The organism is uncultured Aquimonas sp. (assembly GCF_937888285.1).
Taxonomy (GTDB): domain Bacteria; phylum Pseudomonadota; class Gammaproteobacteria; order Xanthomonadales; family Xanthomonadaceae; genus Aquimonas.
This window is the reverse complement of the sequence record NZ_CALART010000011.1, coordinates 20,705-45,228: the sequence shown is the minus strand read 5'-3', so window position 1 is coordinate 45,228 and position 24,524 is coordinate 20,705. Positions and strand designations below refer to the sequence as shown.

Sequence of the window (24,524 nt, the reverse complement as noted above, 5' to 3'; positions counted from 1 at the left end):
GCTGGCGCGAAAAACAAAAGGCCCCGGCGTGAGCCGAGGCCTTTGTCTGGAGCTGGTGGGCAGTACAGGGATCGAACCTGTGACCCCTACCATGTCAAGGTAGTGCTCTACCGCTGAGCTAACTGCCCGTCGATGCGGGGCGCGCACTCTAACACAGCGTCTTCGCGAATCACAACGCCCGTCGTGAAACGCCCCGCTTCGCGGCGGTGTCAGGCCATCTGGCTCTCGACGAAGTCCCAGTTGACCAGGTTCCAGAAGGCCTCGACGTACTTGGCGCGGGCGTTGCGGTAGTCGACGTAGTAGGCGTGCTCCCACACATCGCAGGTCAGCAGGGCGCGATCCTCGCCGGTCAGCGGGGTGGCCGCGTTCGAGGTCGAGACCAGCGCCAGGCTGCCGTCCGGACGCTGCACCAGCCAGGCCCAGCCGGAGCCGAAGGTGGTCAGCGCGGTCTGGGTGAACTTCTCCTTGAAGGCCTCGAAGCTGCCGAAGGCGGCGTTGATCGCGTCCGCCAGCTTGCCGGTCGGCGCGCCGCCGCCGTTCGGCTTCAGGCAGTGCCAGTAGAAGGTGTGGTTCCACACCTGGGCGGCGTTGTTGAACATGCCGCCGCTGCTGGTCTTGATGATGGTTTCCAGGTCCTTGCCCTCGAACTCGGTACCAGCGATCTGGTTGTTCAAGTTGGTGACATAGGTCTGGTGGTGCTTGCCGTAGTGATACTCGATGGTCTCGGCCGAGATGTGCGGGGCAAGAGCGTCGCGGGCGTAGGGCAGGGCTGGCAGTTCGATGGCCATGACGGTTCCTTCAGGCGAGCGTGGAAAGGGAAGGGTGCTTCGCATCGCGCCCGGCGGCGATGCCGGCGGGCCACGCAGCCGGCGAGGCGGGTGGCCGAGCAGGATGAAATCGCTGCAGGGCCGGCTGGTGTGGGAAAATTGTAGCAAGCAGGCCGTGTGACCCGTTTGTGAGGTTCGCGCAGGGCCGCTCCCGACTTTCCCCGCAACCGTGCCCGTGCCTGCGCCGGGCCGTGATGGAGACCGCATGAACGCCACCGTCGATCGCATCAAGGCCGTGCTGGCCGAACACCCCATCGTGCTCTTCATGAAGGGCACCCCGCAGTTCCCGATGTGCGGCTTCTCTTCGCGCACGGTCGAGGCATTGAAGGCCTGCAAGGCCCAGTTCCATGCGGTCAACGTGCTGCAGGACCCGGAAGTGCGCGCCAACCTGCCGCGCTTCTCGAACTGGCCGACCTTCCCGCAGCTGTTCATCAATGGCGAGCTGATCGGCGGCTGCGACATCACCCTGGAGCTGCACCAGGCCGGCGAGCTGGCGCGCATCGTCAGCGAAGCGCAGAAGCCGGCATGAGCGAGGCGGCCAAGCCACTGGCAGGGCGCTCGCTGCTGGTCGTCGGCGCGCACGGCGCCTTCGGCTCCGAGGTTGCGCGTGCGGCCGGGCGTGGCGGCGCGCAGGTGGTGCTGCTCGGGCGCCGCGTGCCCAAGCTGGGCCAGGTCTACGACCAGCTGGTGGCCGATGGCTCGCCCGAGCCGGCCATCTATCCGCTGGATCTGGAAGGCGCCACGCCCGCCGACTACGAGCAGCTCGCCACCACGCTGCGCGCCGAACTTGGCGGCCTGCACGGCGTGCTGCACGCCGCTGCCGACTTCAAGCATCTGGCCTCGATCGAGAACAGCGAGCCCTTGGACCTGGTGCGCGCCATCCACGTCAACCTGACCGCGCCGCTGATGCTGAGCCGCGCGCTGCTGCCCCTGCTGCGCGAGAGCGGCAGCTCGGAGCGGCCGTCCTCGCTGGTGTTCATGCTCGACGACCTTGAGCGCGTCAGCCGCGCCTACTGGGGCGGCTACGGCATCGGCAAGCACGGGCTCGAAGGTGCCTTCCGGATTCTCGCCCAGGAGCTTGAGGGTTCGACAGTGCGGGTGAACGCGGTGCGGCCGGAACCCACCCGCACCAACCTGCGCTCGCGCGCCTATTTCGGCGAAGACCCGGGCCTCTTGCCGCCGGCGGCCGAGCGCGCACCGGCCATCGTCTCGCTGTTCGACACCTCCGCCACATCGCCCCATGGCGAGGTCATCGCCCCGTGAGCACCCTGTCGGCGGCGATCCTGCTGTTCATGATCCTCGACCCACTGGGCAATGTTCCGATCTTCCTGAACCTGCTCAAGAGCCTGCCGCCCGCGCGGCGGCGCTGGGTGCTGGCGCGTGAACTGTTGATCGCCCTGGTGGTGTTGTTCGCTTTCCTGTGGGGCGGCCAGCACATCCTCTCGGCCATGCACTTGCGCCAGGAATCGGTGGCGATCGCCGGCGGCATCGTGTTGTTCCTGATCGGCATCAAGATGATCTTCCCGACACCGGAAGGCCTGTTCGGCGAGACCCCCGAGGGCGAGCCCTTCATCGTGCCGATGGCAATCCCGCTGATCGCCGGCCCCTCCGGCATGGCCGCGGTGATGCTGATGTCCAGCAACGAGCCCGAGCGCATGGGCGACTTCAGCCTGGCCCTGTTCCTGGCCTGGCTGGCGACGGCGGTGATCCTGTTCTCCTCGACCTATCTCTACCGTCTGCTGGGCCGCCGCGCGCTGGCCGCGATCGAGCGCCTGATGGGCATGCTGCTGGTGGCGCTGTCGGTGCAGATGTTCCTCGACGGCATCGGCGCATATCTGGCGCGCTCTGCCGGGGCGGCCTGAAGTTCAGTCGGGGAACGTCCGCCATCCGCGTTTCATCGATGGCCTGCATGCTGTGCCGGACACGGAGATGCGCATGAGTTGGAAGACACTGGACGGACAGCCCCCGCAGGTCATCGCCCATCGCGGCGCCAGTGGGCTGCTGCCCGAACACACCCTGGCGGCCTATGCGCTGGGCCTCGGCCAAGGCGCCGACGTGATCGAGCCGGACCTCGTGCCGACCCGCGATGGCGCGCTGATCGCTCGCCACGAGCCCGGTCTTGCGCGCAGCACTGACGTCTTCGACCGCGGCGAGTTCTCGCACCTGAAGCGCGAGGGCGACTGGTGGAGTACGGACCTCACGCTTGACGAGAGTCGTCGCCTGCGTGCACGCCAGCCCTTCGAGGGCCGCAGCGACCGCCACGATGGCCATCACGCGGTGCCGAGCTGGCAGGACGTGATCGACTGGGCTGCGCAGGCGGCGCTGGAGCGTGGGCAGACGCTGCGCCTGTACCCGGAGCTCAAGCACCCTGCGCGATTCGCCGCGCTCGGGCTCGACCCTGTCGCCCTGTTCGCGGAATCAGTGCGCGCTCTGCCGTCGGGAGTGGAAGTGCGCGTGCAGTGCTTCGAGGCTGACGCGCTGCGGCGCGTGCGTGAAGCGACGGGCCTGCCTTGCACCCTGCTGCTGGAGCAGGGCGCGGACTGGCGCGCTTCCATCGCCGAACACGGTGCGTGGCTGTGGGGGCTCGGGGTCGACAAGCGCCTGCTCTGGAGTGCGCCGGCCCGTGCCAGCGGGCTCGTCGAGGCGGCCCATGCTGCGAGCCTTCGCGTGCACCCGTGGACCTATCGCGATGACCGCGTGGGCGAGGGCCATGCAGATGTGAGAGAAGAGCTGCGCGCGGCTTTCAGGCTCGGCGTGGACGGCGCGTTCTGCGACTTCCCGGCGACCGGTGTGGAGGTGCGCGACAGTCTGCGTGCTGCTTTCGATTGACTCCGGTTTCCGTCTGCACTTCCGGCAGGCGACGTATCGCTGCGCGCCTGTCGCGGGCCCGCGCGATGCGAGTTGCGAGTTACGGGCGGCCATCCACCGGGCGGAGCCTTGGATCAGAGCCCCGCCGACCCGCCGCGCTACTCCTGGTCCAGATTCAACCGCACACCCTCGACGCTGTTGCTGACCAGGCTCACGTTGAAGCGCGGCCGGCCCCAGCGCCGCTTGACCAGCACGTCCTCGCCGTCATCGACCTCGATGCGGTAGTTCTCACCGATGGCCTCGCGCAGCGCGTCGCGGACGCGGCGGGCGACGCCGTTCTCGCTGGTGCGGTGCTCGACCTCGACGCGCACTTCGGTGGCAGCACCATCCTTGGGCGTGAATGCCAGCACCAGCTCACCGCTGGACTCGGCATTGCCGCTGAACTGCAGGCGCCACTTGTTCTCGATGGGAGCGCCTTGGGCGATGCCGGCGAGAAGCAGCAGGAAGGTCGGCAGGATCAGGCGCATAGGGGCGCTCCGCGCGGGGTTGAGTGGGCGCACATCATCGCTCCGAATGCCCAGCCTCGTCATAGCCGCCGCGGGCGAAGGCGGCGGGTTTGATCTGGTCGACGAAGGCGCGGGCCTGGGGGCTCAGGTACTTGCCCTTGCGGATCACCACGCCGTAGCTGCGCGGCGGGAAGTATTCGCGCATGTTGTGCACGAACAGGCGCTGGCGGTCGGCCTCGTTGATGCAGATGCTGGTGACGATGCTGATGCCGAGCCCCATCGCCACGTACTGTTTGATGACCTCCCAGCCGCCGACTTCCAGCGCGACGGTGTAGGGCACCTTGCGCTGCTGGAAGATCAGGTCGACCAGACGATAGGTGGTCAGGCGCTTGGGCGGCAGGATCAGCCCATAGGGCGAGAGGTCCTCCAGCGTCGGGTGCTTCGCGCGCGCCAGCGGATGGTCGGGCGGGGTGATCAGCACCGGGTCGAAGGAGTACAGCGGTGCGTAGTCGATGTCGTTGGGCACGTCGAGCATCGAGCCCACGGCGAGGTCGACCTCGTCGGAGCGGATGAGCGCCAGCCCATCCTTGCCGGTGACGTTGTGCAGGCGCAGTTGGACCTCGGGATGGCTGCGGCGGAACTCGGCGATCAGCTCCGGCAGCAGATAGAGGATGGTCGAGGCGCCGGCGGCGATGTTGAGTTCGCCGCCTTCCAGGCCCTTCAAGCGGCTGTTGAACTCGGTCTCCAGGCCGTCCAATCCATCCACCAGCGGACGCGCCAGTTCGTAGAGCACCTGGCCTTCGCGGGTCAGGTTGAGTCGCCGACCGTGGCGCTCGAACAGGCTGTGGCCGAGCTCGCTTTCGAGCGCGCCCAACTGCAGCGAGACCGCCGGCTGGCTCAGGAACAGCGCCTCGGCCGCGCGCGTGACCGAGCCCAGACGCGCAGCGTGGCAAAAGGCGCGCAGCTGTTTGAGCCGGCTGCCCTTGTAGTAGAAGCGCGCGGGCGATTTGCTCATCGCCGCGGCGGCTTCAGGCGTTCTCGAAAGCGTCGGCGGCGGCCTGTGCCTGCCACCAGTGGCCGAGCTGGCGCAGGCCTTCCAGCACGCTGACCCGCGGCTGGTAGCCGAAGTCGCGGCGCGCGGCGCTGATGTCGTAAAAGTGGGTGGTCGACAGCTGTTCGGCGAGGAAGCGCGTCATCAGCGGCTCGCCCTTCAGAGGCAGCACGGTCCACGCCGCCTCCATCGCGGCGCCGATCCAGTAGGCGGCGCGGAAGGGCATGAGGTCCTTGACGATCGGCGCACCGGCCGCGCGCAGCAGGCCGTTGACGATTTCCGAGATCGGCTTGGGCTCACCGTTGGAGATGAAGTAAGCCTTGCCCGCGCAGCGCGCGCCGGGGTTGCCGTGCAGGGCGTCGAAGGCATCGAGGTGCGCCTGGGCGGCGTTGTCGATATAGGTGGTGTCGATCTTGTTCTGGCCGTCGCCGACAAAACGCAGCCGTCCCGCCTTGGCGCGCTCGACCATGCGCGGCAGCAGGTGGTTGTCGCCGGGGCCCCAGATCAGGCGCGGGCGCAGGGCCACGGTCGCGAGGTCCTTGCCGTTCGCTTCCAGCACGGTTTCTTCGGCAATGCGCTTGGTCGCCGGATACCAGGCCTTGAAGCCCGAGGCCAGCGGCACCTTGGCCTCGGACAGGCCGACCACCGGCGTCGAGGCGTGGTGGGTGACGCTGGGCGTGCTGGTGTACACCAGGGTGCGCACCTCGTTGAGTCGACAGGCCGCGAGCACGTTGCGGGTGCCGCGCACGTTGGCGTCGAAGTAGTCGCGGAAGCTGCCCCAGGCGCCGGCCTTGGCGCCGACATGGAAGACCGCGTCGACGCCGACGCTGGCCTCGGCCAACGCATCGAAGTTGGCGAGGTCGGCCTGCACCTGCTTGACGCCCAGCGCCGCCAGGCCCGGATACAGGCCGCGATTGAAGCTCACGACGGTGAGCCCGCGATTGACCAGGCGCGTGCAGATCGCCTGTCCGAGAAAGCCGCCGCCGCCGGTGACCAGAATCTTCATGCCTTGCCCCTGCCAAGGATGTCCGCAGCCCAGCGCGCCAGCGCTTCGCGGCCGATCTTGGCATTGTGCCGGATGTCGACCGGGAAGCCTGCGTGGAAGAGCACGCGCTGGATGCCGCGCGTGTGTGCGTGCTGGCCGCCCAGGTTCAGCAGCTCGGCCTCGATGGCCGAGCGCTCGCGGGTGGTGCCGGGCTTCAGCTCGACGCACAGCACGGGTGTCTGCGCGCCAAAGCTGCCGACGCCCACGAGGGCCGTGCGCCGCACATCGGCGTGGGTGTTGAACACGGGTTCGACCTGCTCCGTGTAGAGCGGGCCGCTCGCGGTTTCCACGCGCTGGCTCTTGCGGCCGCAGAACCACAGCCGGCCGGTCTCGTCGAACCAGCCGAGATCGCCCATGCGGTGGACGATGCGCTCGCCGCCGTCGGGCAGGCGCTCTCGGATCTTTGCGAGCCGCGTGGCCGCCTCCCGTTCGAAGTAGGCGTCGGTGGCGCTGGGGCCGGCGACCGTGATCTCGCCAATCGTGCCGTGTGCCAGCTCCTGCACCCCGCTCCAATCGGCGATGGCTTCGTCGGTGATCGCGATGACGCGCACCGTATTGGCGGCGACCGGCCGGCCCACGCAGGTGCCGGCGCCAGCCTCGGTGGCGGCGCGGGTCTCGGCCAGCTCGCGGCCTTCGATCACCGCCACCGGCAGGCATTCGGTGGCGCCGTAGGGCGTCCAGATCTGCGCGTCGGCCGGCAGCATGGCCTGCATGCGCTGGACCACGGCGAAGGGCACCGGCGCACCGGCCGAAGTCACGCGCTTCAGCGACGGCAGGGTGACACCGTGCTGCTCGCCATGGCGCGAGAGCGTGTCCAGCAGGGCTGGCGAGCCGAACATCTGGCCGACGCCGAACTCCTTGATCGCAGCGATCAGCTTTTTCGGATCGGCCTTGGCCGGGCGCGTCGGGTCCATGTCCGGGATCACGCTGGTCAGGCCGAGTGCCGGATCGAACAACGCGAAGGGCGGGAAGGTCGGCAGGTCGACGCCACCGGGCTCGATGCCGAAGGCGCTGCCGAGCAGATCGATCTGGGCGACGAAATGGCGGTGGCGGTAGACCACGCCCTTGGGCACGCCGGTCGATCCGGAGGTGAACAGGATGGCCGCGACTTCATCGGGTGCGGTGTCCGCCAGCTGCGGCCCGGCGCCTGCACCCAGCGCCTCGATTTCGGCCAGGCTGTGGCCGCCGAAGGGAAAGCGCCGGCCGACGGTGACGATGTGCCGCACATGGCCACGCCCCCAGCCCAGCAGCACGCGCGCCAGCTGTGCCAGTGGAATGCCGATGAAGCCCGCGGGCGCGGATTCACCGAGGCACTGCTTGAGCGCGCGTTTGTCGATGCCCGGGTCGATCAGCACCGGCACCGCACCCGACTTGAACAGTGCGAACATCAGCAGGAAGAGTTCGGGCGAGGGCCGCACCATCAGCGCCGTGCGTACCCCACGGCCGATGCCGATCCTCGCTAGACCCGCGGCGATCGCATCGCTGCGGCGGTCGAGTTCGGCATAGCTCAGGGTGAGGCCGTACTCGGCGCTGCCGTCCGCGCGCCGGCCGGACGGGCAGCGGATCGCGATCTGATCGGGGCGCTCTTGCGCCAGCCGCGGCAGGCTCGCGGCGATATTGCAGGGGGAGGTCATGCGGGGGATTCTAGCCGCTGGGCGTGGGTCAGGCCCGCGCTGCTACCATCCTCCAGCACGCATCCAGTGGGAGCCCACCATGGCCCATGCCCAGCCTCGAAGCGGTGAGTTCAGCTACGCCGACTACCTCGCCTGGCCGGAGAGTGAGCGCTGGCAGCTGCTGGATGGCCACGCCTACGCCATGGCACCGCCCAGCACGGCACATCAGCGTGTGGTGTTCGAGCTCGGCGCGCAGATTCGCAACCAGCTGCAGGGCACACCTTGCCAAGGGTTCTCAGCGCCGATGGGCGTGCGTTTCCCGGTCGGTGATGAAGCGGACGATGACATCCGCACCGTCTTCGAACCTGACCTGCTCGTCGTCTGCGATGCGTCCAGGATCGATGCGCGCGGCGTCCGTGGCGCGCCTGACTTCATCATCGACGTGCTGTCGCCGAGCACGGCCGCGTTCGACTTGGTCGACAAACGTCAACGCTACGAGCAGGCCGGCGTCGGCGAGCTGTGGCTGATCGACCCGGTGTCCAGCGTGCTCACCGTGTACCGGCGCGAGGGCGAACAGTTCGCAGCCGCCGACATCCGCGTCGGGCAGGGTCGGCTCGCAGTGCAGTCGGTGCCGGGACTGGCGCTGGAGCTGGACTTCCTGCAGTCGATTCGCAGCGCTGAAATCGCGGAAGAAGCCGCGGCCTACGAGGCCTTCATGGCCTGAGCGCGTCTCTGCCCTCCATCGCGGTCCAGGTGTTCCCCGAGAAATCCGACTTCATCCGATTGCGCGACCGGTAGGAGCCTGCTTGCAGGCGACTGCAGCCTGCATCCTGCAGCCAGGCTTTGGGTCGCGAGCAAGCTCGCTCCTACAAACAGCCGGTCCGCGCAAGGCGACTGCAGCTGGTGTTGTGGCGAGCCGACTCTTGCGTGAGCGCGCGGTGTCGCCGCTTCAGCCCCGCCACTCCAGCCCGAGGACATAACTGCGCGGCGCGCCCGGGAAATAGCGGCGCTCGCCGAAGCCGAAGTCGGCGCGCTCGGCGTAGCGGATGTCGCCGAGGTTGCGGATCGCCGCGCTCACCCGCCAGCCCTCGCGGAGTGCGCGCGACCAGCGCAGATGGGCGAGGTCGTGGCCGGCGTGCCAGAAGGTGTTGCCCGCATCGGCGAAGTAGCCGCCCTGGTGCTGCCACTCCAGCTCGAACTCGCCCAAGCCATCGAAGGCGCGGCGCAGGCGCAGGCCGCCCAGCCATTCGGGCGCGGTGTCGACGCGGTTGCCGCGGCGAATGGTTTCGCCGCCGCCGAGCGCGCGTTCGAAGCGGTAGGTCTGCTCCGACCAGCCGAGATTGGCATCGAGCTGAACATCCAGCGGCAGGGTCAGCGACAGCTCCAGCTCGACGCCGACATGCCGGCTGCGGCCGTCGCCGACGTTGAAACCCGCGGCATCGCGGAAGATGCTGCCGCGCTTGTCCATCGCGTACACGACGCCCTCGATGCGGCCGCCGGGCAGGGGCAGCCCGCCGCCGAGCTCCAGCGATTCGGCGCGCTCGGGGCCGAGATCCGCCACCGACTGTCCGCGCTGCAGGCGGTAGAGCTCTCCGGCCTGCGGGGCGCGGAAGGCGCTGGCCGCGCGCAGGAACAGCCGACGCCCGTCCTCGTCGACACGCAGCAGGCCGAGGTTGGCCGTCGGGCGGGTGTAGCGGTCGCTGCGGTCTTCCGGGCGCTGGTAGAGGCAGCCGCCGAAGCCGCAGGCGCTGCCGTCCTCGGCGAGGTTGCCGGCGTCCATGCGATTGTCGTAGCGGTAGCCGATCGACTCGATGCGCGCGCCGCTCTGCAGGCTCCACAGCGCGCTGAGCACGGCGTCCCACTGCACGAAAGCTGCAGTGCTGTCCGAGCGCACGCGATAGTCGTAGTGGCGGCCGGCGGGGCGGATGGCGTTCTGCGCCGCCGTGCCGCTCGTGAGCGCTTGCGCCTGGCGCTGCAGCAGATCGCCCTCGGCGAACTCGAGGTCGATGCCGCTGCGCAGTGCGCCGCCCAGCGCGGCCACGCCCAGCTGCAGGCCGAGGCTGTCGCTGCCGTTGTCCTCGATCGGCTTGCCAAGCAGGAAGTGCTGGATGAACTCGCCGCGATCACTGCGCGCATACGGCGTCAGCGAGAGATCGAGCGCGTCGAGCGCGAATTGCCAGCGCCCGGACAGTCGCGCCGACTGCGCTTTCCGATAGGCCTCGGGATTCGGATTCAGGCGCCGCCGCGCATCGGCGAAGGCGCGGTCGCCGGTGATGTAGCCGGCGGTGTCCTGGTCCAAGGCCTGCGCCGAGAACAGGAACTCCGGCGCGCCCGGCGCCTGCGGCAGCGCGAACTGCGCCAGTGCGCGCTGCTGGGTGTAGCCCTCGTCCTCGCGGAAGCTGCCGCTGTCGGTGGCCGAGACGTCGATTCGGAAGGGGCGCGCCGCGCTGCCGCCGGGCAGGCCGGCGATCAGCTGTGCATAGTCGAAGCTGCCGGCGCGCAGGGCGACGCGCGCCGGCGCGTCGATGCGCGGCGCACGCAGCTCGATGACCCCGTGCAGGGCATTGCTGCCGTGAACCGCAGCGCCGGGGCCGCGCAGCACCTCGACGGCGCCGGCCAGTTCGATCGGCAGCTCGAACAGCTGGTTGACGTTGCAGAAGCCGGCCGGTCGGATCGGGATGCCCTGTTCCAGCACCAGGAAGGCACCGCAGGCACCGGTGCCGGCCAGCACGGGCGAGCGGATGGCGAGCAGCTGTTCCTGCCCGCTGCCGCGGCTGGCCCAGGCGCCGGGCACGCGGGCGAAGGCCTCCTGTGCGTGTTGGGGCGCGATGCGGTCGAGCGTGTCTGCGTCAAGGCGCGAGGCCGAGGCGGTCTCGGCGGCGGCCGCGCGCGGCGCGCGGGCGGTGACGTGGATGGCATCGAGTGCAGCCGGGTCTTGCGCGGCCAGCAGCAGGGGCAGGGCGATCAGCACAGAGGTCTTCGCAGGTTCTAATTCGCCGCGCAGGTTAGTCGCGGCGAGGTGGTGGCCACGGCAAGGCCAGCAGCTGGGCGTGCACCTCCTCGGCCCAGCGCGCATGGCCAAGCTCGGAGGGATGGAAGCCATCGCTGGCGAACAGCTCTGGCGCGGGCTGCACGCGCACCGGCGAGTGCAGGGCCTGGTGCCTTTGCGCTGCGGCGACGCCGAGCGCTTCGAGCCTGCGACTGCGGCCGCCGAGCCAGGCGCGCAGCGGCTGCGGCAGCAGCGGGAAGGCCTGCATTGGCGGAATGCCGAGCAGCACGATCTGCGCCTGTGGCGAATGCGCGCGCAGGTCCGACAGCAGGCCATCGAGCGCCTGCGCAAACCTGCGCCCGAGAGTCAGCCCGGTAACGTCGTTGACGCCGATCGAGACGAGGATCAGATCGAAGGGCTGGGCCTCGATCTTGGGCAGCAGGCGCTCGCGCAGGCTGCCTGCGGTGGCGCCGTTCTTCGCGAGGATTCGCCAGTCCACGCGCAGGCCGTGAGCCTCTGCGATCAACCCAGCCAAGCGCACCGGCAGCGTATCCACGATGCGCGCGATGCCCACGCCTTCGAAAGGCGAATCGCCCAGTGCGAGCAGGCGCAGGCGCGGTGCACCAGTGGCACCTTCAGAGCCCTCGCGCGCGCCTTCGGCCGCGGCCGCGCGCGGTGCCGAGCGCTTCAGCCACAGCGCCTGCGGCAGCATCAGCGGCAGGGCTGGCCAGAACAGCGCACTGCGTGCGAACAGGCGATGCACGCAGGGATCAGTCGAGGTCGATGATCACCGGGGCGTGGTCGGACGGCCGCTCCCAGGTGCGCGGCTCGCGGTCGATGATCGAGGCCTTGCAGCGGGCCTTGAGCGCTTCTGAGACCAGGATCAGATCGATGCGCAGGCCGAGGTTGCGGCGGAAGCCGGCGGCGCGGTAATCCCACCAGCTGAACTGGCCTGCTTCATCGGAGTGCAGCCGGAAGCTGTCGTGCAGGCCCAGGCCGCACAGCCGCTGCAGCGCCTCGCGCTCGGGCGTGGAGCAGAGGATCTGCTCGTGCCAGGCGACCGGGTCGTGCACGTCGCGATCGTCCGGCGCGATGTTGAAGTCGCCCAGCACGATCAGGTTCGGATGCCGCGCGATCTCCTGCGCCACCCAGTCCTGCACCGCGGCCAGCCAGCGCAATTTGTACTCGTACTTCTCGTCGCCCACGGCCTTGCCGTTGACCACGTAGAGATCGATCACCCGCAGCTCGCCGAAGCTCGCCGCGATCACGCGCTTCTGCTCGTCCTCGAAGCCGGGAATGCCGACCTGCACCTCGCTCGCCGGCGTCTTCGAGAGCAGCGCCACGCCGTTGTAGGTCTTCTGCCCGGCGAACACGCTGCGGTAGCCGAGCGCGGCCAGCTCGGAGTCCGGGAACTTCGGATCCTCCAGCTTGGTTTCCTGCAGACCGACGATGTCGGGCTGCGCCGACTTCAGCCAGTCCGACAGATGCGGCAGACGTACGTTGAGCGAGTTGACGTTCCAGCTGGCGATGCGCATTTGGGGGCCGGGAATGGGGAATCGGGAATGGGGAATCGTGGGCTGCGCTTCAGGATGGGACGAGCCCTCGCGGGACCAGGACTATAGCCTCTGCGTGCCGGGCATCGGCAGCTGGGCCCGGCCCACGCAATGGGATCACCCACTGGCAAAGGCCTGCGATCGTCGATTCCGGATTCCCGGCCTCAGGGGCTCACCGCGCCGTCCAGCCCCCATCCAACGTCAGGGTCGTCCCCGTGATGTTGTCCGCCGCCGCGCTGCAGAGGAACACCGCCGCACCGCCGATGTCCTCGGGGCGGGTGAAGCGCAGGCTGGGCTGCTTCTCGGCCAGCAGGGCGCGTTCGGCTGCCGGGCCATCGAGGCCTTCGCGCTCGGCGCGGGCGTCGATCTGCTTCTGCACCAGCGGGGTCAGCACCCAGCCCGGGCAGATCGCGTTGCAGGTGATGTTGGCCTCGGCGTTCTCCAGCGCGGTCACCTTGGTCAGGCCGACGATGCCGTGCTTGGCGGCGACGTAGGCCGACTTCTCCACCGAGGCCACCAGCCCGTGCACCGAGGCGATGTTGATGATCCGGCCATAGCCGCGCGTCTGCATACCGGGCAGGGCGCAGCGCAGGGCGTGGAAAGTGGCGGAGAGATTGATCGCGAGGATCGCGTCCCAGCGCTCGGCCGGGAAGTCCTCGATGCGTGCGGTGTGCTGGATGCCGGCGTTGTTGACCAGGATGTCGAGGCGACCGAAGCGTGCCTCGGTGGCGCGCACCAGGGCTTCGACGCCCTCGGCGCTGGAGAGATCGGCGCCATGGAAAGCGACCTCGACCCCATGGGCCGCGACCCTCGCGCGCGCGGCCTCGATCTGCTCGGGCGCGCCGAGCCCGTTCAGCATGATCCGGCAGCCAGCCTGGGCCAGCGCTTCGGCCACGGCCAGGCCGATGCCGCTGGTGGAGCCGGTGACGAGTGCGATGCGGGGCTGATCCATGGCTTCGTCCTTTTGCGAGAAGTGGAAAGTGGCAGTCTGTCAGCGGATCGCCGCCGCTGCCATCGTGCTTTGGGCCAGTCACGAGCTTCAGCGCGTCGCATCGCATCCATGCGCGGCGGTGGGCTTCGCGGTGTCGGTCAGCACGAGCACGAGGCGACAGAACTGTCTTTGCAAACGGCTGTCTTGCTGGCAACCTGCGCGCGCTCAATCGCCGCGTGTGCCCGTGGCGGGGCGTGGGCCTGTGTCCGCTGTGATCACTTCCATAGGGGTTTCATCGATGTTGACTGCATTCCTGCGCGCGCCCAGCGCGCTCGCCTGTGCGCTCCTGCTGCCGGCGTTGGCGCTGGCCGAATCACCGGCTCCGGCGGCTGCTGCTGCGCCGCCGCCGATCGAACATTTCGTCGAGCGCGACGCCTTCTTCGACATCAAGATCTCGCCTGACGGCAAGCATCTCGCCGCCAGCGTGCCCCAGGAAGAGGGCAGCGCGCTGCTCGTGCTGGAGACCGATTCCCTCAAGAAGGCCGGGCATTTCTTCGCGGGACGCCGCAGCGAGATCGCGGATTTCTGGTGGTCCAGCGATGAGCGTCTGCTGATGTCGATGGCGGAACGCTTTCTCGGCAGCGAGGCGCCCGGCCTCACCGGTGAGATCTACGCCGCCAACTTCGATGGCACCCGGCCCATCGCGCTGGCTGGCGTGCGCGCGGGCGATGGGCGGCAGGGCAGCCGCATCAAGGTGCGTGAGAGCGAATTGGTGGCCGTGTTTCCAATTGACCTGCTGCCAGGCGACAGTCGCCAGGCGCTGGTGCAGGTGCTGCCGCCCTCGGGACGCAGCGAGGCCTATGCTTCGATCGAACGCATGGACACCGAGAATGGACGGCGCAGCCGCCTGGGCACCTCGCCTGCCCAGCGCGCCGAGTTCACCACCGATGCCGAGGGGCAACTGCGATTCGTCGCCGGCCTCAAGGTCACCAACGACGCCGTGCTCCACTACCGGGAGAACGACTCCGCCGATTGGCAGCTGCTGAACGACGAGACCAAGAGTGGTCAGCGGGTGTCCGTGCTCGGTTTCGCTACGGGCTGCAAGAGCGCCTACCTGAGGGTTTCCCGTCCGGAGGGGCCTGACGCTATCGAGCGGTTCGAAGTGGACAGCGGGACGCGCTCGGAGGTCTTCCGGCACGCGCGTCGGGACCCTGCCAGCGCGATCCGCACCCTGGACGGCCGGTCGGTGATCGGCGTGAAGTACTTCGACCCGATGCCGCAGATGCACTTCTTCGAGCCAGACCACCCGGAGGCGCTGCTGCGTCTCAGCCTGGCTGCGGCCTTCAAGGGCTACAGCGTGGACATTACGTCCGCCACGCAGGACGGGCGTCGCGCCATCCTTTTCGTACAGAGCGACCGCAACCCCGGCGAGTACTTCCTGTTTGACCGCGAGACCAAGAACGCTCGCCATATCGGCAGCCGCGGCCGGCAGATCGTTCCTGAGCAGTTGGGCGAGACCCGCGCCATCCAGATCACGGCGCGCGACGGGCTCGTACTCGATGGCCTGCTGACCCTGCCGCCCGGCGCGGACGAGCGCGCACTACCGCTGGTCGTGCATCCGCACGGCGGGCCTTTTGGCATCGAGGATCGCTGGGGCTTCGATCGCCAGGTGCAGTTGCTGGCGACCCGCGGCTATGCCGTGCTGCAGCTCAACTTCCGTGGCTCCGGCGGGTTCGGCCAGGCGTTCGTGCGCGCCGGCTATCGCCAGTGGGGTGGCGCCATGCAGGATGACCTCACCGATGCGACCCGCTGGGCCATCGAGCAGGGGATCGCCGATGCGCGGCGGATCTGCATCTATGGTGCGAGCTACGGCGGCTACGCCAGCCTGATGGCGGTGGCGAAGGAGCCGGATCTGTACGCTTGTGCGGCCGGCGATGTCGGCGTCTACGATCTTGCGCTCATGCATCGCCGTGGCGATGTGCCCTACAGCTTCTCGGGCCGCAACTTCCTCAAGGACGCTCTGGGCGAAAAGGACCTTGCCGAACACTCCCCCAACCTGCTGGCGGATCGCATCCGCGTGCCGGTGATGTTGTCGGCCGGTGAGAACGACCGCCGAGCCCCGATCATCCACACCGAGCGCATGGAGTCCGCGCTCAAGAAAGCAGGCGTGCCCGTCGAGGCGCTGTACTTCCGGGGCGAAGGCCACGGCTACTACGCGACGGACAACCAGCTCAAGTTCCAGCAGCAGCTGCTGGCTTTCCTCGATCGCCACATCGGCAGCGGCTGGCAGGCACCGGGGCAGGCGCCTGCAGCACCCTGAGATCGCAGCGCAGTTTCAAGCCCAGCGGCCCGGCGTGCCTCGCACACGCCGGGCCGCTACACTTTGCGGCCTTCGCGCGACTGTCAGCGCGGCACCCTTCAAGGCCTGGAGCCACGCATGAGCATCAAGTCCGACCGCTGGATCCGCCGCATGGCCGAGCAGGGCATGATCGAGCCCTTCGAGCCGGGCCAGGTCAAGCAGAACGCGGCCGGCGAGCGCATCGTCAGTTACGGCACTTCGAGCTACGGCTACGACGTGCGCTGCGCGCGCGAGTTCAAGATTTTCACCAACATCAACAGCACGATCGTCGACCCCAAGCATTTCGACCCCAGCAGCTTTGTCGACGTGGTCGGCGACACCTGCATCATCCCGCCGAATTCGTTCGCACTGGCGCGCACGGTGGAGTATTTCCGGATCCCGCGCGACGTGCTGGTGGTGTGCCTCGGCAAGAGCACCTATGCGCGCTGCGGCATCATCGTCAACGTGACCCCGCTGGAGCCCGAATGGGAAGGGCATGTCACCCTGGAGTTCAGCAACACCACCCCGCTGCCCGCGCGCATCTATGCGGGTGAGGGCGTGGCGCAGATGCTGTTCTACCAGTCGGATGAAGTCTGCGAGACGAGCTACAAGGACCGCGGCGGCAAGTACCAGGGCCAGACCGGGGTGACGCTGCCGCGGACCTGAGGGCACGCGGCCGGCGGATTCGTTCGGAGCGTCACTTCCAAGCTGCGGGAAGCCGTGCGGTCGGTCCGGCTTGCTCGCGACGCTTGCCCTTCGAAGTGGCACAGATTCGAGTCGCCCGCGAAGTGACTGAGGCGGTGACGAGGACCGGGGCTGGCGCGGGGCTCATGGTGGGCCAGGGCCCACCCTATCCGATGGGCTTGACCGCGAGCCCCGCTTCGCGAGGCTTGCCCCGAATCCCGAATCCCGAATCCCGAATCCCGAATCCCGCCGCGCCAAGGGCGCGAATCACACCTCGTCCGAACCCTCGTTGATGCCCTCGAACAGGAAAGTCGAGAGGTAGCGCTCGCCGGTGTCGGGCAGCATCACCAGCACCTGGCTGCCGGGTTCCAGATCCTTGGCCAGCTCCAGCGCGGCGGCATAGGTCGCGCCCGCCGAGATGCCGACGAAGATGCCTTCCTTGCGCGCCAGCTCCAGCGAGGTGTCGCGGGCGACCACGTCATCGACCGGGATGTTGCGATCGAAGATCTCGCGGTTCAGCACCGGCGGAATGAAGTCCGGCGTCCAGCCCTGGATCTTGTGCGGCTTCCACTCGTTGCCGGCGAGCAGCGCCGCACCCGCGGGTTCGGTGGTGCAGATCTTCAGATCAGGCCGCGCCAGCTTGAGGATCTCGCCGGCGCCGGTCATGGTGCCGCCCGTGCCGTAGCCGGTGACGTACCAGTCGAGGCGCTTGCCGGCGAAGTCCGACAGGATCTCCGGTCCCGTGGTGTTGCGGTGGAAGGCCGGATTGGCCGGGTTCTCGAACTGCCGCGCGAGGAAACCGCCGACGCGCTCGGCGTACTCCTTGGCCGCGCGCACCATGCCGGTGGCGCGCTCGGCGGCCGGTGTCAGCACCACCTTGGCGCCGAGTGCGCGCATCAGCTTGCGGCGCTCGATCGAGAAGGTCTCGACCATGAAGGCGACGAAGGGGTAGCCGCGCGCGGCGCAGACCATGGCCAGCGCGATGCCGGTGTTGCCGGAGGTGGCCTCGACCACCGTCTGGCCCGGCTTCAGCAGGCCCTTCTGTTCGGCATCCAGGATGATCGCCAGCGCCAGGCGGTCCTTCACCGAAGCCATCGGGTTGAAGGCCTCGATCTTGACGAACAGATCGACGTGTTCGGGCTTGTAGCGGTTGATGCGGACGATCGGCGTGCGGCCGATGGTGTCGAGGATGCTGTTGTAGATCATGGCGGGGCCTTGGATTGCAGTCGGGGGATTGCACGCGGTGCGACAGGGGGCGGACCAGTGTTGCCCTCGCCTATAGTCCGGCGCGTCATGTCGAGCCGGCGCGTGGGTGCCGTGGTGGACTAGCGCGCACGCGCGGGCGGCGCGACCGCCATCAAGCTTCGGAGGGAGTGGGCGACAGCAGTTGCAGAACCGTCTGGCGCTGCTCGGCGGACATGAACGCGGCATCGGGAATCGGCATCGCCAGCCCCGAGCGCAGCAGCAGCACCAGCGTGGCCCGACTCTCCACCACGGCGACGTAGCTGCGGGCCGGGTAGCGGCCCTCGCCGTGGAGACTGCGAGCCGTGATGCCCGACGCATCGATTCCGAGCTGCACCCGCAGCGGGAACGGACCCTGCAGATCGACCAGGCGCAGGTTCATGCGCCGGGCGCGAGCGACTTCGGCGGCGTAGGCCAGACAGCCGGCCAGCAGCAGCCCCGCCAATCCCAGCCACGCAGGCGCTCGCAAGGGCTCCGCGGCGGTCTTCAGCGCCGCGAACACAAACATCAGGCTCGCGGCGATCAAGACCCAGAGGAAGAGGTTCGCCAGCATGGGCCGCCAGGCGCCCTGGGTGGCCGTCGCGCAGAGGTAGCCTTGGGACACCGCCTGCGCGGCCTGCAGGTGCGAGCGTTCGAGGTCGTACTCGAGGTGCACGGCTGTGTCGGAACGCTCGGGGCCAGTCGCCATGGGTCTCGGGTCTCTTCTGCTCGCATGTGGGCTTGCAGCATGCAGCGAAGCCGCGCCTGGCCCAAGTGCGGTGCCGCAAACGCAGACGCCCGCCGTGAAGGCGGGCGTCTGCGTTCAACACCGGAGCCGAGGGATCAGTCGATCGTCTCGAAGCCGTTGGCGAAGATCGCGTCCGGCAGCGGCGGGCTGACGAAGAGCACGAAGCCGTCGTGGTCGGAGCTGCCGGTGGGCACCCAGCTGCCCGGGCCCTGCGGACAGAAGGTCGCGTCACGCAGGGTGTAGTTGCAGGTGCGGAAGCGCTGGGTCGACGCGTCGACGTTGGCGCGGCCAAAGGCCATGCCGGTCACATAGGGCGCCGCAACGCTGTTGAACAGGCCGTGGTCCAGCACTTGGTTGGTGGCCAGGTCGCGGCCGGTGCTCCCCTGGATCGGACCGAAGTCCTCGGTGAACTTGTAGGAGTAGCGCTCGTCCTCGTCGATCACGTCGACCGCGTTAACCAGCGCGGGCACCACGATGTTGGCGCCGCCCGGCAGCTTGCAGGTGGTGACCTGGTTGGCCGGGGCGCAGGTGTTCTCGGCATTCACGTAGGTACCGGCGATCAGGCCCACCACGTCCACATAGCCATCGGTGAACTGGAAGGCATTGTGGTCGCCGATCACGAACAGCGGGACATCGGCGGTGGCTTCATCCGTCTGCAGGTCCTGCACCAGGTTCGCGATCGATACCGCCTGCAGGTAGCGCTTGGCGCGGATGCGCTCGCCGTTCGCGTCGCTGACGTCGACACCACCGCGCGAGCGGGTGTGGTTGTTGATCACATGGAAGCGGAACGGCCGCCCGTTGCCGATGAAATCGGCGGCCAGCAGCAGCGGCGGGCGATCGTGCAGGGTCGCGGTCGCGGAGCCACCCGGATCGTTCCAGGTTTCGGCATCCGCCAGCTGGGTCACGGTGATGCCCGTGACGCGTGCGGTGTTGACCAGGTAGCCGACATCGATGCCGCCCACGTCATTGCCTTCGACCAGATGCGCTGAATAGGTCGGGCCGCCGTCCGCTGCGATCTGCGTCGCCAGGGCCTCCAGGATTCCAAGGTTCTCCACCTCCTGCATGCCGATCACGTCGGGGCTGCGCAGGACCTGGCGGATATACGCGCTGACCTGGCCGAGCTGATGGGTCACGCGGTTCGGATCCGTTTCGAGCGCGGCCGTGGCGGCACACAGGACCGTGCTGGGCGGCGGGTTGTCGCGCACCGCGTCGCACAGGCGGAAGGCGTTGAAACTGCCGATGGTCAGCTCACCTTCGCTCGCTGCGGGCACCGGGCGCACAGCTTCGTTCGTACCATCGACGATGGTGAGCTCGCTGGCCCAGAACTCGTAGTCGCCGAAGTCGTAGCCGATCACGCCGGTCGCACTGAAGCGGGTGCCGCCCGCCAGCTCGACGCCGGGGCTGGTCGGCGCCGACAGGAAGTCGGCGTCGAACTCGATGATCTCCGGGTTGCCGTCCCACACGCCGGCAGCGGCGTTGTCGGGGGTGAGTACGGTGCCGGGCAGTGCGCCCTTCTCGCGCACGCCGCGCTCGCCGTAGGGCGAGATCCAGGTTTCGGCGTACAGCTTGGCCGCACGCCGCTGGTTGGCAACGGTCACCGCGCCATTGGGGATGGAAACGCGCATGCCTTCGAAGCACTCGAAGTTGCCGAGCGCACCGCAGCTCAGGTTGTCCGGATCCTTCGAGGGGATCAGCACGCTGCCGCGCGTCGGCGCCTCGCCGAACACGATCGCGGTCGGCAGGGTCTGGTTGCTGGCCTGGGTGAGGATGCTGTTGGCGGTATCGCGGGTGCTGTTGACCACGATCTGGGTCATGCTGAAGAACTCGGCCGCACGCCCCACCACTTCGACCTGGTCGCCGACCGCCAGCAGCTCGCCGGCGTCATTGCGCGGCGCCACCGAGGTGAATACGTAGATGCCGTTCGAGGTGCTGGCGTCGCCGTCATCGCGCGCGTCCGGAGTCTGCATGGTGAAGCCGGCGGTGCCAACGGCCGTGACGACATTGGCCTGGGTGCGGACCGGCTCGCCAGTGACGTTGGCGGCGATGTTGCAGGGGGTAACGAAAGGCGAGCAGACGCCATTGCCCTGGATGCTGAAGATCTCGGTGAAGGGCAGATCGTCGTCGAGGATCACGCCCTCTGCGGTCGCGGTGCCCAGCGTCACGCCCGGGCTGCTGCTGGCGATGCTGACGCGGTAGGACTCGTTCGCCTCGTCAACGCGGTCGCCGATCACGTCGACCGCGATCTCGACCGAGGTCTGGCCGGCGGCAATCACGAAGGGGCGATCGCTGAAGGCCACGTAGTCCTGGCCGGCGGTCGCGCTGATGTCGGCGGTGCTGGCGGTCAGGTTGACGTCGGTCGGCAGTGGCCCGCTCAGGCTGGCCACGAACACTTGCGGCGTGGTTCCGGTGTTGCCTTCGGCAACGTCGGCGGCCGGCGCGATGCTCAGCACCGCGCTTGAGGCATCGTCGTTGCGGATCGTGCCGATCGCGCTGCCGGCACTGTCGCCAAACGTGGCGCCGCCGTCGGGAAGCGTCAGGCTGACCGTAAGCGTCTCGTCGGGCTCGTCGGTGGTGTCGCCGAGGATCTGCACGACCACATTGGCGGTCGTTGCGCCGGCCGCGATGGTGAACTCGGCGTCGGTCAGCGCGACGTAGTCATCGCCGGCGGTGGCGGTGCCGTTCGAGGTCGTGGCCAGCACGCGCAGCCCGCCGGCGGGCGCCGCGCTGGACAGGGTGAGGGCGAAGTTGAGCGGGGTCTGCCCGGAGTTGCCTTCGAATTCGCTGGCTGCGGCGATGTCGAGTACCGGCGCCGCTGTGGGGCTTGCGGCGAGGGTCACATCGTCCAGCGCCAGACCGTGGTCGTTGCCGGCTTCGTTGATGTCAGTCCAGCGGATCCAAAGCTCTTGACCCGGCATAAGCGGTGCGCCCAGCGCCGCTGAAAGTTCCGCGCGGTTGGCGCTGGCGTTGCCGTCGAGTGCTGCGGCAGTTGTGCTGGTGGTTGGCGATGTGAAGGTCAGCGCGCTGACAGATGACCAATCGGTTGAAGTGTTGCACCCAAGGTCGAAAGTGGTACCAGCTGCGACGATTCGATACTCGATCGTCAGGGTGTTCGCCGTCACTACCCCCCCGTTGCGCCACTGCTCTCCTGTGTAGGAAAGCTGGAAGCCGGGGATCGCGCTTGAGCTGGCGTTCTGGACTCGGAGCCCGTGGCAGAACACGCCTAGGGCATTGGTGGGCAGCGCACCGAGCGCGCGTTCGCTGCTCCCAGTGCTACCAAAGCTGTATACGCCACCGTTCGTGGTCCCACCATTGCCTGCGAGATAGACAGTGTTGGCTCCTGGTCCGCCGGTGCCGCCAGCTCGCGCCGAGTACCACCCCAAGAGGGTCGAATTGTCGGCGAACGCATTGGTCGTTCCCGTATTCGCCAACGAATTGAAGTCTTGCGAGTAAGTTTGTCCGGGCGCCAGCGCAACCTGAGCCGATCCGGTCGCAGCCCCCGCAAGCCCCAGCGCCACCAGCGCCGTCTGTACCGCCCTCAAACCCTTCATGCCGCAACCCCTGCAAACGATGGAAAACCGCCGGAGTGTAGCGGTCGGGGCTTACAGATTCATGTCAGGTTTAGTGAAGACGTCACAAAGCCGCCTTCCGTGTGCGCCCCGTCACGCTTCGCGCGTTCGATCTTTGTCGCGCCTGCGTGAGAGGCTCCCAGCCCCGCGCGGCGAGCCAGGTGTTCCTGAAGAAACATTGATACGTCATCCCCGCGTAGAGCCTGCCCTCGCGAAGGCGGGGGGCGGGGATCCAGGACTCGTGCGACTGAGGCAAGCAGCACTGGGCCCCCACCTGCGTGGGGGCGACGATCAATGGGGTCGCAAGCGTTCTGTTTCTTGAGAGAGGTCGGTGCTGCAGGCTCAGCGCGGTACCGTCGCGACCGTGATCTCCTCGCGGTCGTGGTAGAGCTGGCGGGCGCGCAGTTCGAGGTTCAGGCCGGCCTGTTTCAGGCGTGCGTCGAGTACCTCCATCTGTTCGCGGACTTCCTGCCAGCGCTTCTTCATCGGCAGCTTCAGGTTGAAGATCGCGCGCCGGGCATCGCCCTCGACCAGCCAGTCGCCCATCAGTGCGGCCACGCGCTTGGGCTGCTCGACCATGTCGCAGACCAACCAGTCGATCGGATGCGGCGGCCTCCAGCGGAAGCCGTCCGAGCGCAGGTGCTTGATCAGGCCGGTGCCCATCGCGCTCTCGGCCAGCGGGCCGTTGTCGATGGCGGTGACCGACAGGCCGGCGCGCGCCAGCACCCAGCTCCAGCCGCCGGGCGCAGCACCGAGATCGACCGCCTGCTGGCCGGCCTTCATCCAGCGGGTGCGTTCGTCGGGGCTGAGCAGGGTGAGCAGGGCTTCCTCGAGCTTCAGCGCCGAGCGGCTGGGCGCGTCGTGGGCGAGCTTCAAGCGCGGGATGCCGCCGGTCCACGGTGCCGTGCGTTCGCCCTGGCCGCGCATCGGCGGGGTGTCATCGGCGTCGCCTGCCGCCAGCAGCAGGTGCGTGCCAGACAGCAGCACCACGTGCAGGGTCGGCTTGCGTGGGTCGTCTTTCGCGCTCAGGTGTCCCGGCTTGCGCAGGCCCGCGCGCAGGGCGTTGCCGAAGCTGCGCGCCAGGCCCGCGAGATCGCGGCCGACGTCGGCATCGGGGTGCTCCATGCTGAGCTGGCCGAAGACCTGGCCGCTGCCGGCCATGGCGTCGAGCACCGGGCTCAGCCGATCCTTGGGGTCGAGGTTCTGCAGCTCGGCGAACACCGACAGCCGCTGGCGGGCGAAGATCAGCGCATGCCAGGGCAGGGCGCGGCAGAGCTGCGACTGCGATTCGGCGTCGAGGCCCAGAAAGCGCACATAGCCCGAGTCGCGCTCGGTCTTCGCATAGCCGCCCACGCCGAAAGTTGCCGCACGCTCGCTGATTTCGGCCGCGCACTCGGGTTCGAAGCCGGCGCGGCAGGGCAGGTAGAGGCCGGCGTCGCCCAGGGGTTTCATCAGTACATGCGCCCGGCGCTGTCGGTGTAGTGCTTGAGCACCGCGCAGGCGTCCTCGCGCAGCAGGTCGCGGCGCACCGCGATGCCGCGCTGCTCCAGCTCGCCCTTCCAGTCGGCCGGCAGCGGGCCTTCGTCGAACTGGGTCAGCGTCATCACGTCTTCGGCGCGGGCGCCAATCAACAGCGTGTCGATACCGGCCCAGAAGGTGGCGCCGTAGCACATGCAGCAGGGCTGGGACGAGGTCGCGAGCGTCACGCCCGGCGCGCCCTCGTTGAGGCGGAAGCGCTGCAGGCGCTGCTGGGCGGTCATGTAGGCCATCATCTCGGCGTGTGCGACCGAGCAGGTGTGCGGCTCGACGCGATTGACGCCGACGGCGACCAGCCGATGCTGGGCATCGAACACGGCGGCGCCGAAGGGGCCGCCGCTGCGCGCATCGACATTGCGGCGTGAGAGCTCGATCGCCAGCCGCATCTTGTCTTCATCGCTGGCGTAAACGCTGCCGGCGGGCGCGAGTTCGTGCACCCAGGCGGGCAGGGTGAGGTGGACTTGGGCGTACAGCATGGGAGGGCTTACTTCAGTTCGCCACCGCCCGGTGCCGCCTCGCACCGACCTTCGATGCAGGCGCAGGCAGTGATCTCTTGGAACCCGCAGATGCCGGAAAGCCCCTGCGCCTCGCAGGCGGCCTTCACTTGCTCGGGGAAGGTGTCAGCCTGCGCGTTGACGCAGGCGGGGTAGTAGCCACAGCAGTTGCCGACATCCTTGACCGCGCAGTCGTCGTCGGTCTGGCAGCTGCGGTCGGGGTCGGCGGGCGTCGCCTTGGCGGCGAGGTCGTCGCGCGATGCGTCTGGTGCGGAACAGCCGACGTCGCCGTTGGCGCCGCAGGTGCCCGCCGGGCCGCGGCCGTCGTCGAACTGGAAGGACGGTTTCGCTGGCGTTTCGGCCATCGCCGGCGGCGGTGGCGCCTCAGCGAACTCCGGCGCCTTGGGCTCGTTTGGTGCCTGCGAGCAGGCGGCCAGGGTCAGCAGAAAACAGACCGCCACGAGCTTCTCGGCCCCGCGCCTCAGACGGAAGAGGCTTGCGAGTTCACTTGCCCGGCTTCGCCGATCAGGTGCTCTCGAGAAAGCCTGATTCGTCATCCCCGCGAAGGCGGGGATCCAGCACTCGTGCGACAGGAGAGAACGACCCTGGGTGGC

Annotated in this window: 22 protein-coding genes and 1 tRNA gene; 7 read left to right on the top strand and 16 right to left on the bottom strand. The window is 68.5% G+C overall.

Annotation, left to right across the window (positions count from 1 at the left end):
* Nucleotides 1–53: 53 nt before the first annotated feature.
* A tRNA-Val gene (locus Q0654_RS02555) sits at nt 54–128 on the bottom strand.
* A gap of 81 nt (nt 129–209) precedes the next feature.
* Complete coding sequence (sodB, locus tag Q0654_RS02550; RefSeq protein WP_298850163.1) at nt 210–788, bottom strand: superoxide dismutase [Fe]; 579 nt, start codon at nt 786–788, stop codon at nt 210–212.
* A 244-nt stretch (nt 789–1,032) separates the two neighbouring features.
* Here sodB and grxD point away from each other — a divergent pair, with 244 nt between their 5' ends.
* The 4 genes from grxD to Q0654_RS02530 all read left to right on the top strand — a co-directional run bounded on the left by grxD (nt 1,033) and on the right by Q0654_RS02530 (nt 3,656).
* Nucleotides 1,033–1,356 carry a Grx4 family monothiol glutaredoxin gene (gene grxD / locus Q0654_RS02545; RefSeq protein WP_298850161.1) on the top strand — a complete coding sequence of 108 codons (324 nt, stop codon included), beginning with the start codon at nt 1,033–1,035 and terminating at the stop codon, nt 1,354–1,356.
* Nucleotides 1,353–2,090 (top strand): SDR family oxidoreductase, encoded by a 738-nt coding sequence (locus tag Q0654_RS02540; RefSeq protein ID WP_298850159.1) that lies wholly within the window; start codon nt 1,353–1,355, stop codon nt 2,088–2,090. The genes grxD and Q0654_RS02540 overlap by 4 nt, the downstream gene beginning before the upstream one ends.
* Entirely contained in the window at nt 2,087–2,689 is a 603-nt protein-coding gene (locus tag Q0654_RS02535; protein ID WP_298850157.1) for a YhgN family NAAT transporter, read from the top strand. Before Q0654_RS02540 ends, Q0654_RS02535 begins: the two co-directional genes overlap by 4 nt.
* Before the next feature lie 73 nt (nt 2,690–2,762).
* Entirely contained in the window at nt 2,763–3,656 is an 894-nt protein-coding gene (locus Q0654_RS02530) for a glycerophosphodiester phosphodiesterase family protein (RefSeq protein WP_298850155.1), read from the top strand.
* A 137-nt stretch (nt 3,657–3,793) separates the two neighbouring features.
* On the opposite strand, the gene Q0654_RS02525 is transcribed toward Q0654_RS02530, so the two are convergent.
* Genes Q0654_RS02525 through oleC form a run of 4 tightly spaced genes read right to left on the bottom strand, consistent with a single transcriptional unit; the run spans nt 3,794 to nt 7,871 of the window.
* Entirely contained in the window at nt 3,794–4,162 is a 369-nt protein-coding gene (locus Q0654_RS02525; protein WP_298850152.1) for a hypothetical protein, read from the bottom strand.
* A gap of 34 nt (nt 4,163–4,196) precedes the next feature.
* Nucleotides 4,197–5,156 carry a LysR family transcriptional regulator gene (locus Q0654_RS02520; protein ID WP_298850150.1) on the bottom strand — a complete coding sequence of 320 codons (960 nt, stop codon included), beginning with the start codon at nt 5,154–5,156 and terminating at the stop codon, nt 4,197–4,199.
* Nucleotides 5,157–5,169: 13 nt separating this feature from the next.
* Nucleotides 5,170–6,198: an NAD-dependent epimerase/dehydratase family protein gene (locus Q0654_RS02515; protein WP_298850148.1), complete on the bottom strand. Its 1,029-nt coding sequence runs from the start codon at nt 6,196–6,198 to the stop codon at nt 5,170–5,172.
* A complete protein-coding gene (oleC, locus tag Q0654_RS02510; RefSeq protein WP_298850146.1) occupies nt 6,195–7,871 on the bottom strand; it encodes an olefin beta-lactone synthetase in 1,677 nt (558 codons plus the stop codon). The genes Q0654_RS02515 and oleC overlap by 4 nt, the downstream gene beginning before the upstream one ends.
* A gap of 79 nt (nt 7,872–7,950) precedes the next feature.
* Here oleC and Q0654_RS02505 point away from each other — a divergent pair, with 79 nt between their 5' ends.
* The gene (locus Q0654_RS02505) at nt 7,951–8,574 is read left to right on the top strand and encodes a Uma2 family endonuclease (protein ID WP_298850144.1); all 624 of its coding nucleotides are present in this window, start codon (nt 7,951–7,953) and stop codon (nt 8,572–8,574) included.
* A 225-nt stretch (nt 8,575–8,799) separates the two neighbouring features.
* Here the strand turns inward: Q0654_RS02505 and Q0654_RS02500 are convergent, their stop codons facing one another.
* The 4 genes from Q0654_RS02500 to Q0654_RS02485 all read right to left on the bottom strand — a co-directional run bounded on the left by Q0654_RS02500 (nt 8,800) and on the right by Q0654_RS02485 (nt 13,344).
* Nucleotides 8,800–10,821: a TonB-dependent receptor gene (locus Q0654_RS02500; RefSeq protein ID WP_298850141.1), complete on the bottom strand. Its 2,022-nt coding sequence runs from the start codon at nt 10,819–10,821 to the stop codon at nt 8,800–8,802.
* 34 nt (nt 10,822–10,855) lie between these two features.
* The gene (locus tag Q0654_RS02495) at nt 10,856–11,602 is read right to left on the bottom strand and encodes an SGNH/GDSL hydrolase family protein (protein WP_298850139.1); all 747 of its coding nucleotides are present in this window, start codon (nt 11,600–11,602) and stop codon (nt 10,856–10,858) included.
* A gap of 7 nt (nt 11,603–11,609) precedes the next feature.
* Nucleotides 11,610–12,374, bottom strand: coding sequence for an exodeoxyribonuclease III (gene xth / locus Q0654_RS02490; RefSeq protein ID WP_298850137.1), 765 nt, complete (start codon nt 12,372–12,374; stop codon nt 11,610–11,612).
* 190 nt (nt 12,375–12,564) lie between these two features.
* Nucleotides 12,565–13,344 (bottom strand): 3-hydroxybutyrate dehydrogenase, encoded by a 780-nt coding sequence (locus Q0654_RS02485; protein ID WP_298850136.1) that lies wholly within the window; start codon nt 13,342–13,344, stop codon nt 12,565–12,567.
* A gap of 277 nt (nt 13,345–13,621) precedes the next feature.
* On the opposite strand from Q0654_RS02485, the gene Q0654_RS02480 reads away from it, so the two are divergent.
* Both Q0654_RS02480 and dcd read left to right on the top strand, forming a co-directional pair.
* Nucleotides 13,622–15,643: a S9 family peptidase gene (locus Q0654_RS02480; protein WP_298850133.1), complete on the top strand. Its 2,022-nt coding sequence runs from the start codon at nt 13,622–13,624 to the stop codon at nt 15,641–15,643.
* Between the two features lie 117 nt (nt 15,644–15,760).
* Nucleotides 15,761–16,327 (top strand): dCTP deaminase, encoded by a 567-nt coding sequence (gene dcd, locus Q0654_RS02475; protein ID WP_298850131.1) that lies wholly within the window; start codon nt 15,761–15,763, stop codon nt 16,325–16,327.
* A 285-nt stretch (nt 16,328–16,612) separates the two neighbouring features.
* Here dcd and cysK read toward each other — a convergent pair whose 3' ends face one another.
* The 6 genes from cysK to Q0654_RS02445 form a co-directional block, all read right to left on the bottom strand.
* On the bottom strand, nt 16,613–17,551 hold the full coding sequence (cysK, locus tag Q0654_RS02470; protein WP_298850129.1) for a cysteine synthase A: 939 nt from the start codon (nt 17,549–17,551) through the stop codon (nt 16,613–16,615).
* A 151-nt stretch (nt 17,552–17,702) separates the two neighbouring features.
* Entirely contained in the window at nt 17,703–18,275 is a 573-nt protein-coding gene (locus tag Q0654_RS02465; RefSeq protein ID WP_298850127.1) for a YcxB family protein, read from the bottom strand.
* 134 nt (nt 18,276–18,409) lie between these two features.
* Nucleotides 18,410–21,229, bottom strand: a complete 2,820-nt coding sequence (locus tag Q0654_RS02460; protein WP_298850125.1) for a Calx-beta domain-containing protein — start codon at nt 21,227–21,229, stop codon at nt 18,410–18,412.
* Between the two features lie 993 nt (nt 21,230–22,222).
* Complete coding sequence (gene rlmM / locus Q0654_RS02455; RefSeq protein ID WP_298850123.1) at nt 22,223–23,332, bottom strand: 23S rRNA (cytidine(2498)-2'-O)-methyltransferase RlmM; 1,110 nt, start codon at nt 23,330–23,332, stop codon at nt 22,223–22,225.
* Nucleotides 23,332–23,892 (bottom strand): nucleoside deaminase, encoded by a 561-nt coding sequence (locus Q0654_RS02450; protein ID WP_298850121.1) that lies wholly within the window; start codon nt 23,890–23,892, stop codon nt 23,332–23,334. The genes rlmM and Q0654_RS02450 overlap by 1 nt, the downstream gene beginning before the upstream one ends.
* 8 nt (nt 23,893–23,900) lie before the next feature.
* On the bottom strand, nt 23,901–24,371 hold the full coding sequence (locus Q0654_RS02445; RefSeq protein ID WP_298850119.1) for a hypothetical protein: 471 nt from the start codon (nt 24,369–24,371) through the stop codon (nt 23,901–23,903).
* Between the last annotated feature and the right edge of the window lie 153 nt (nt 24,372–24,524).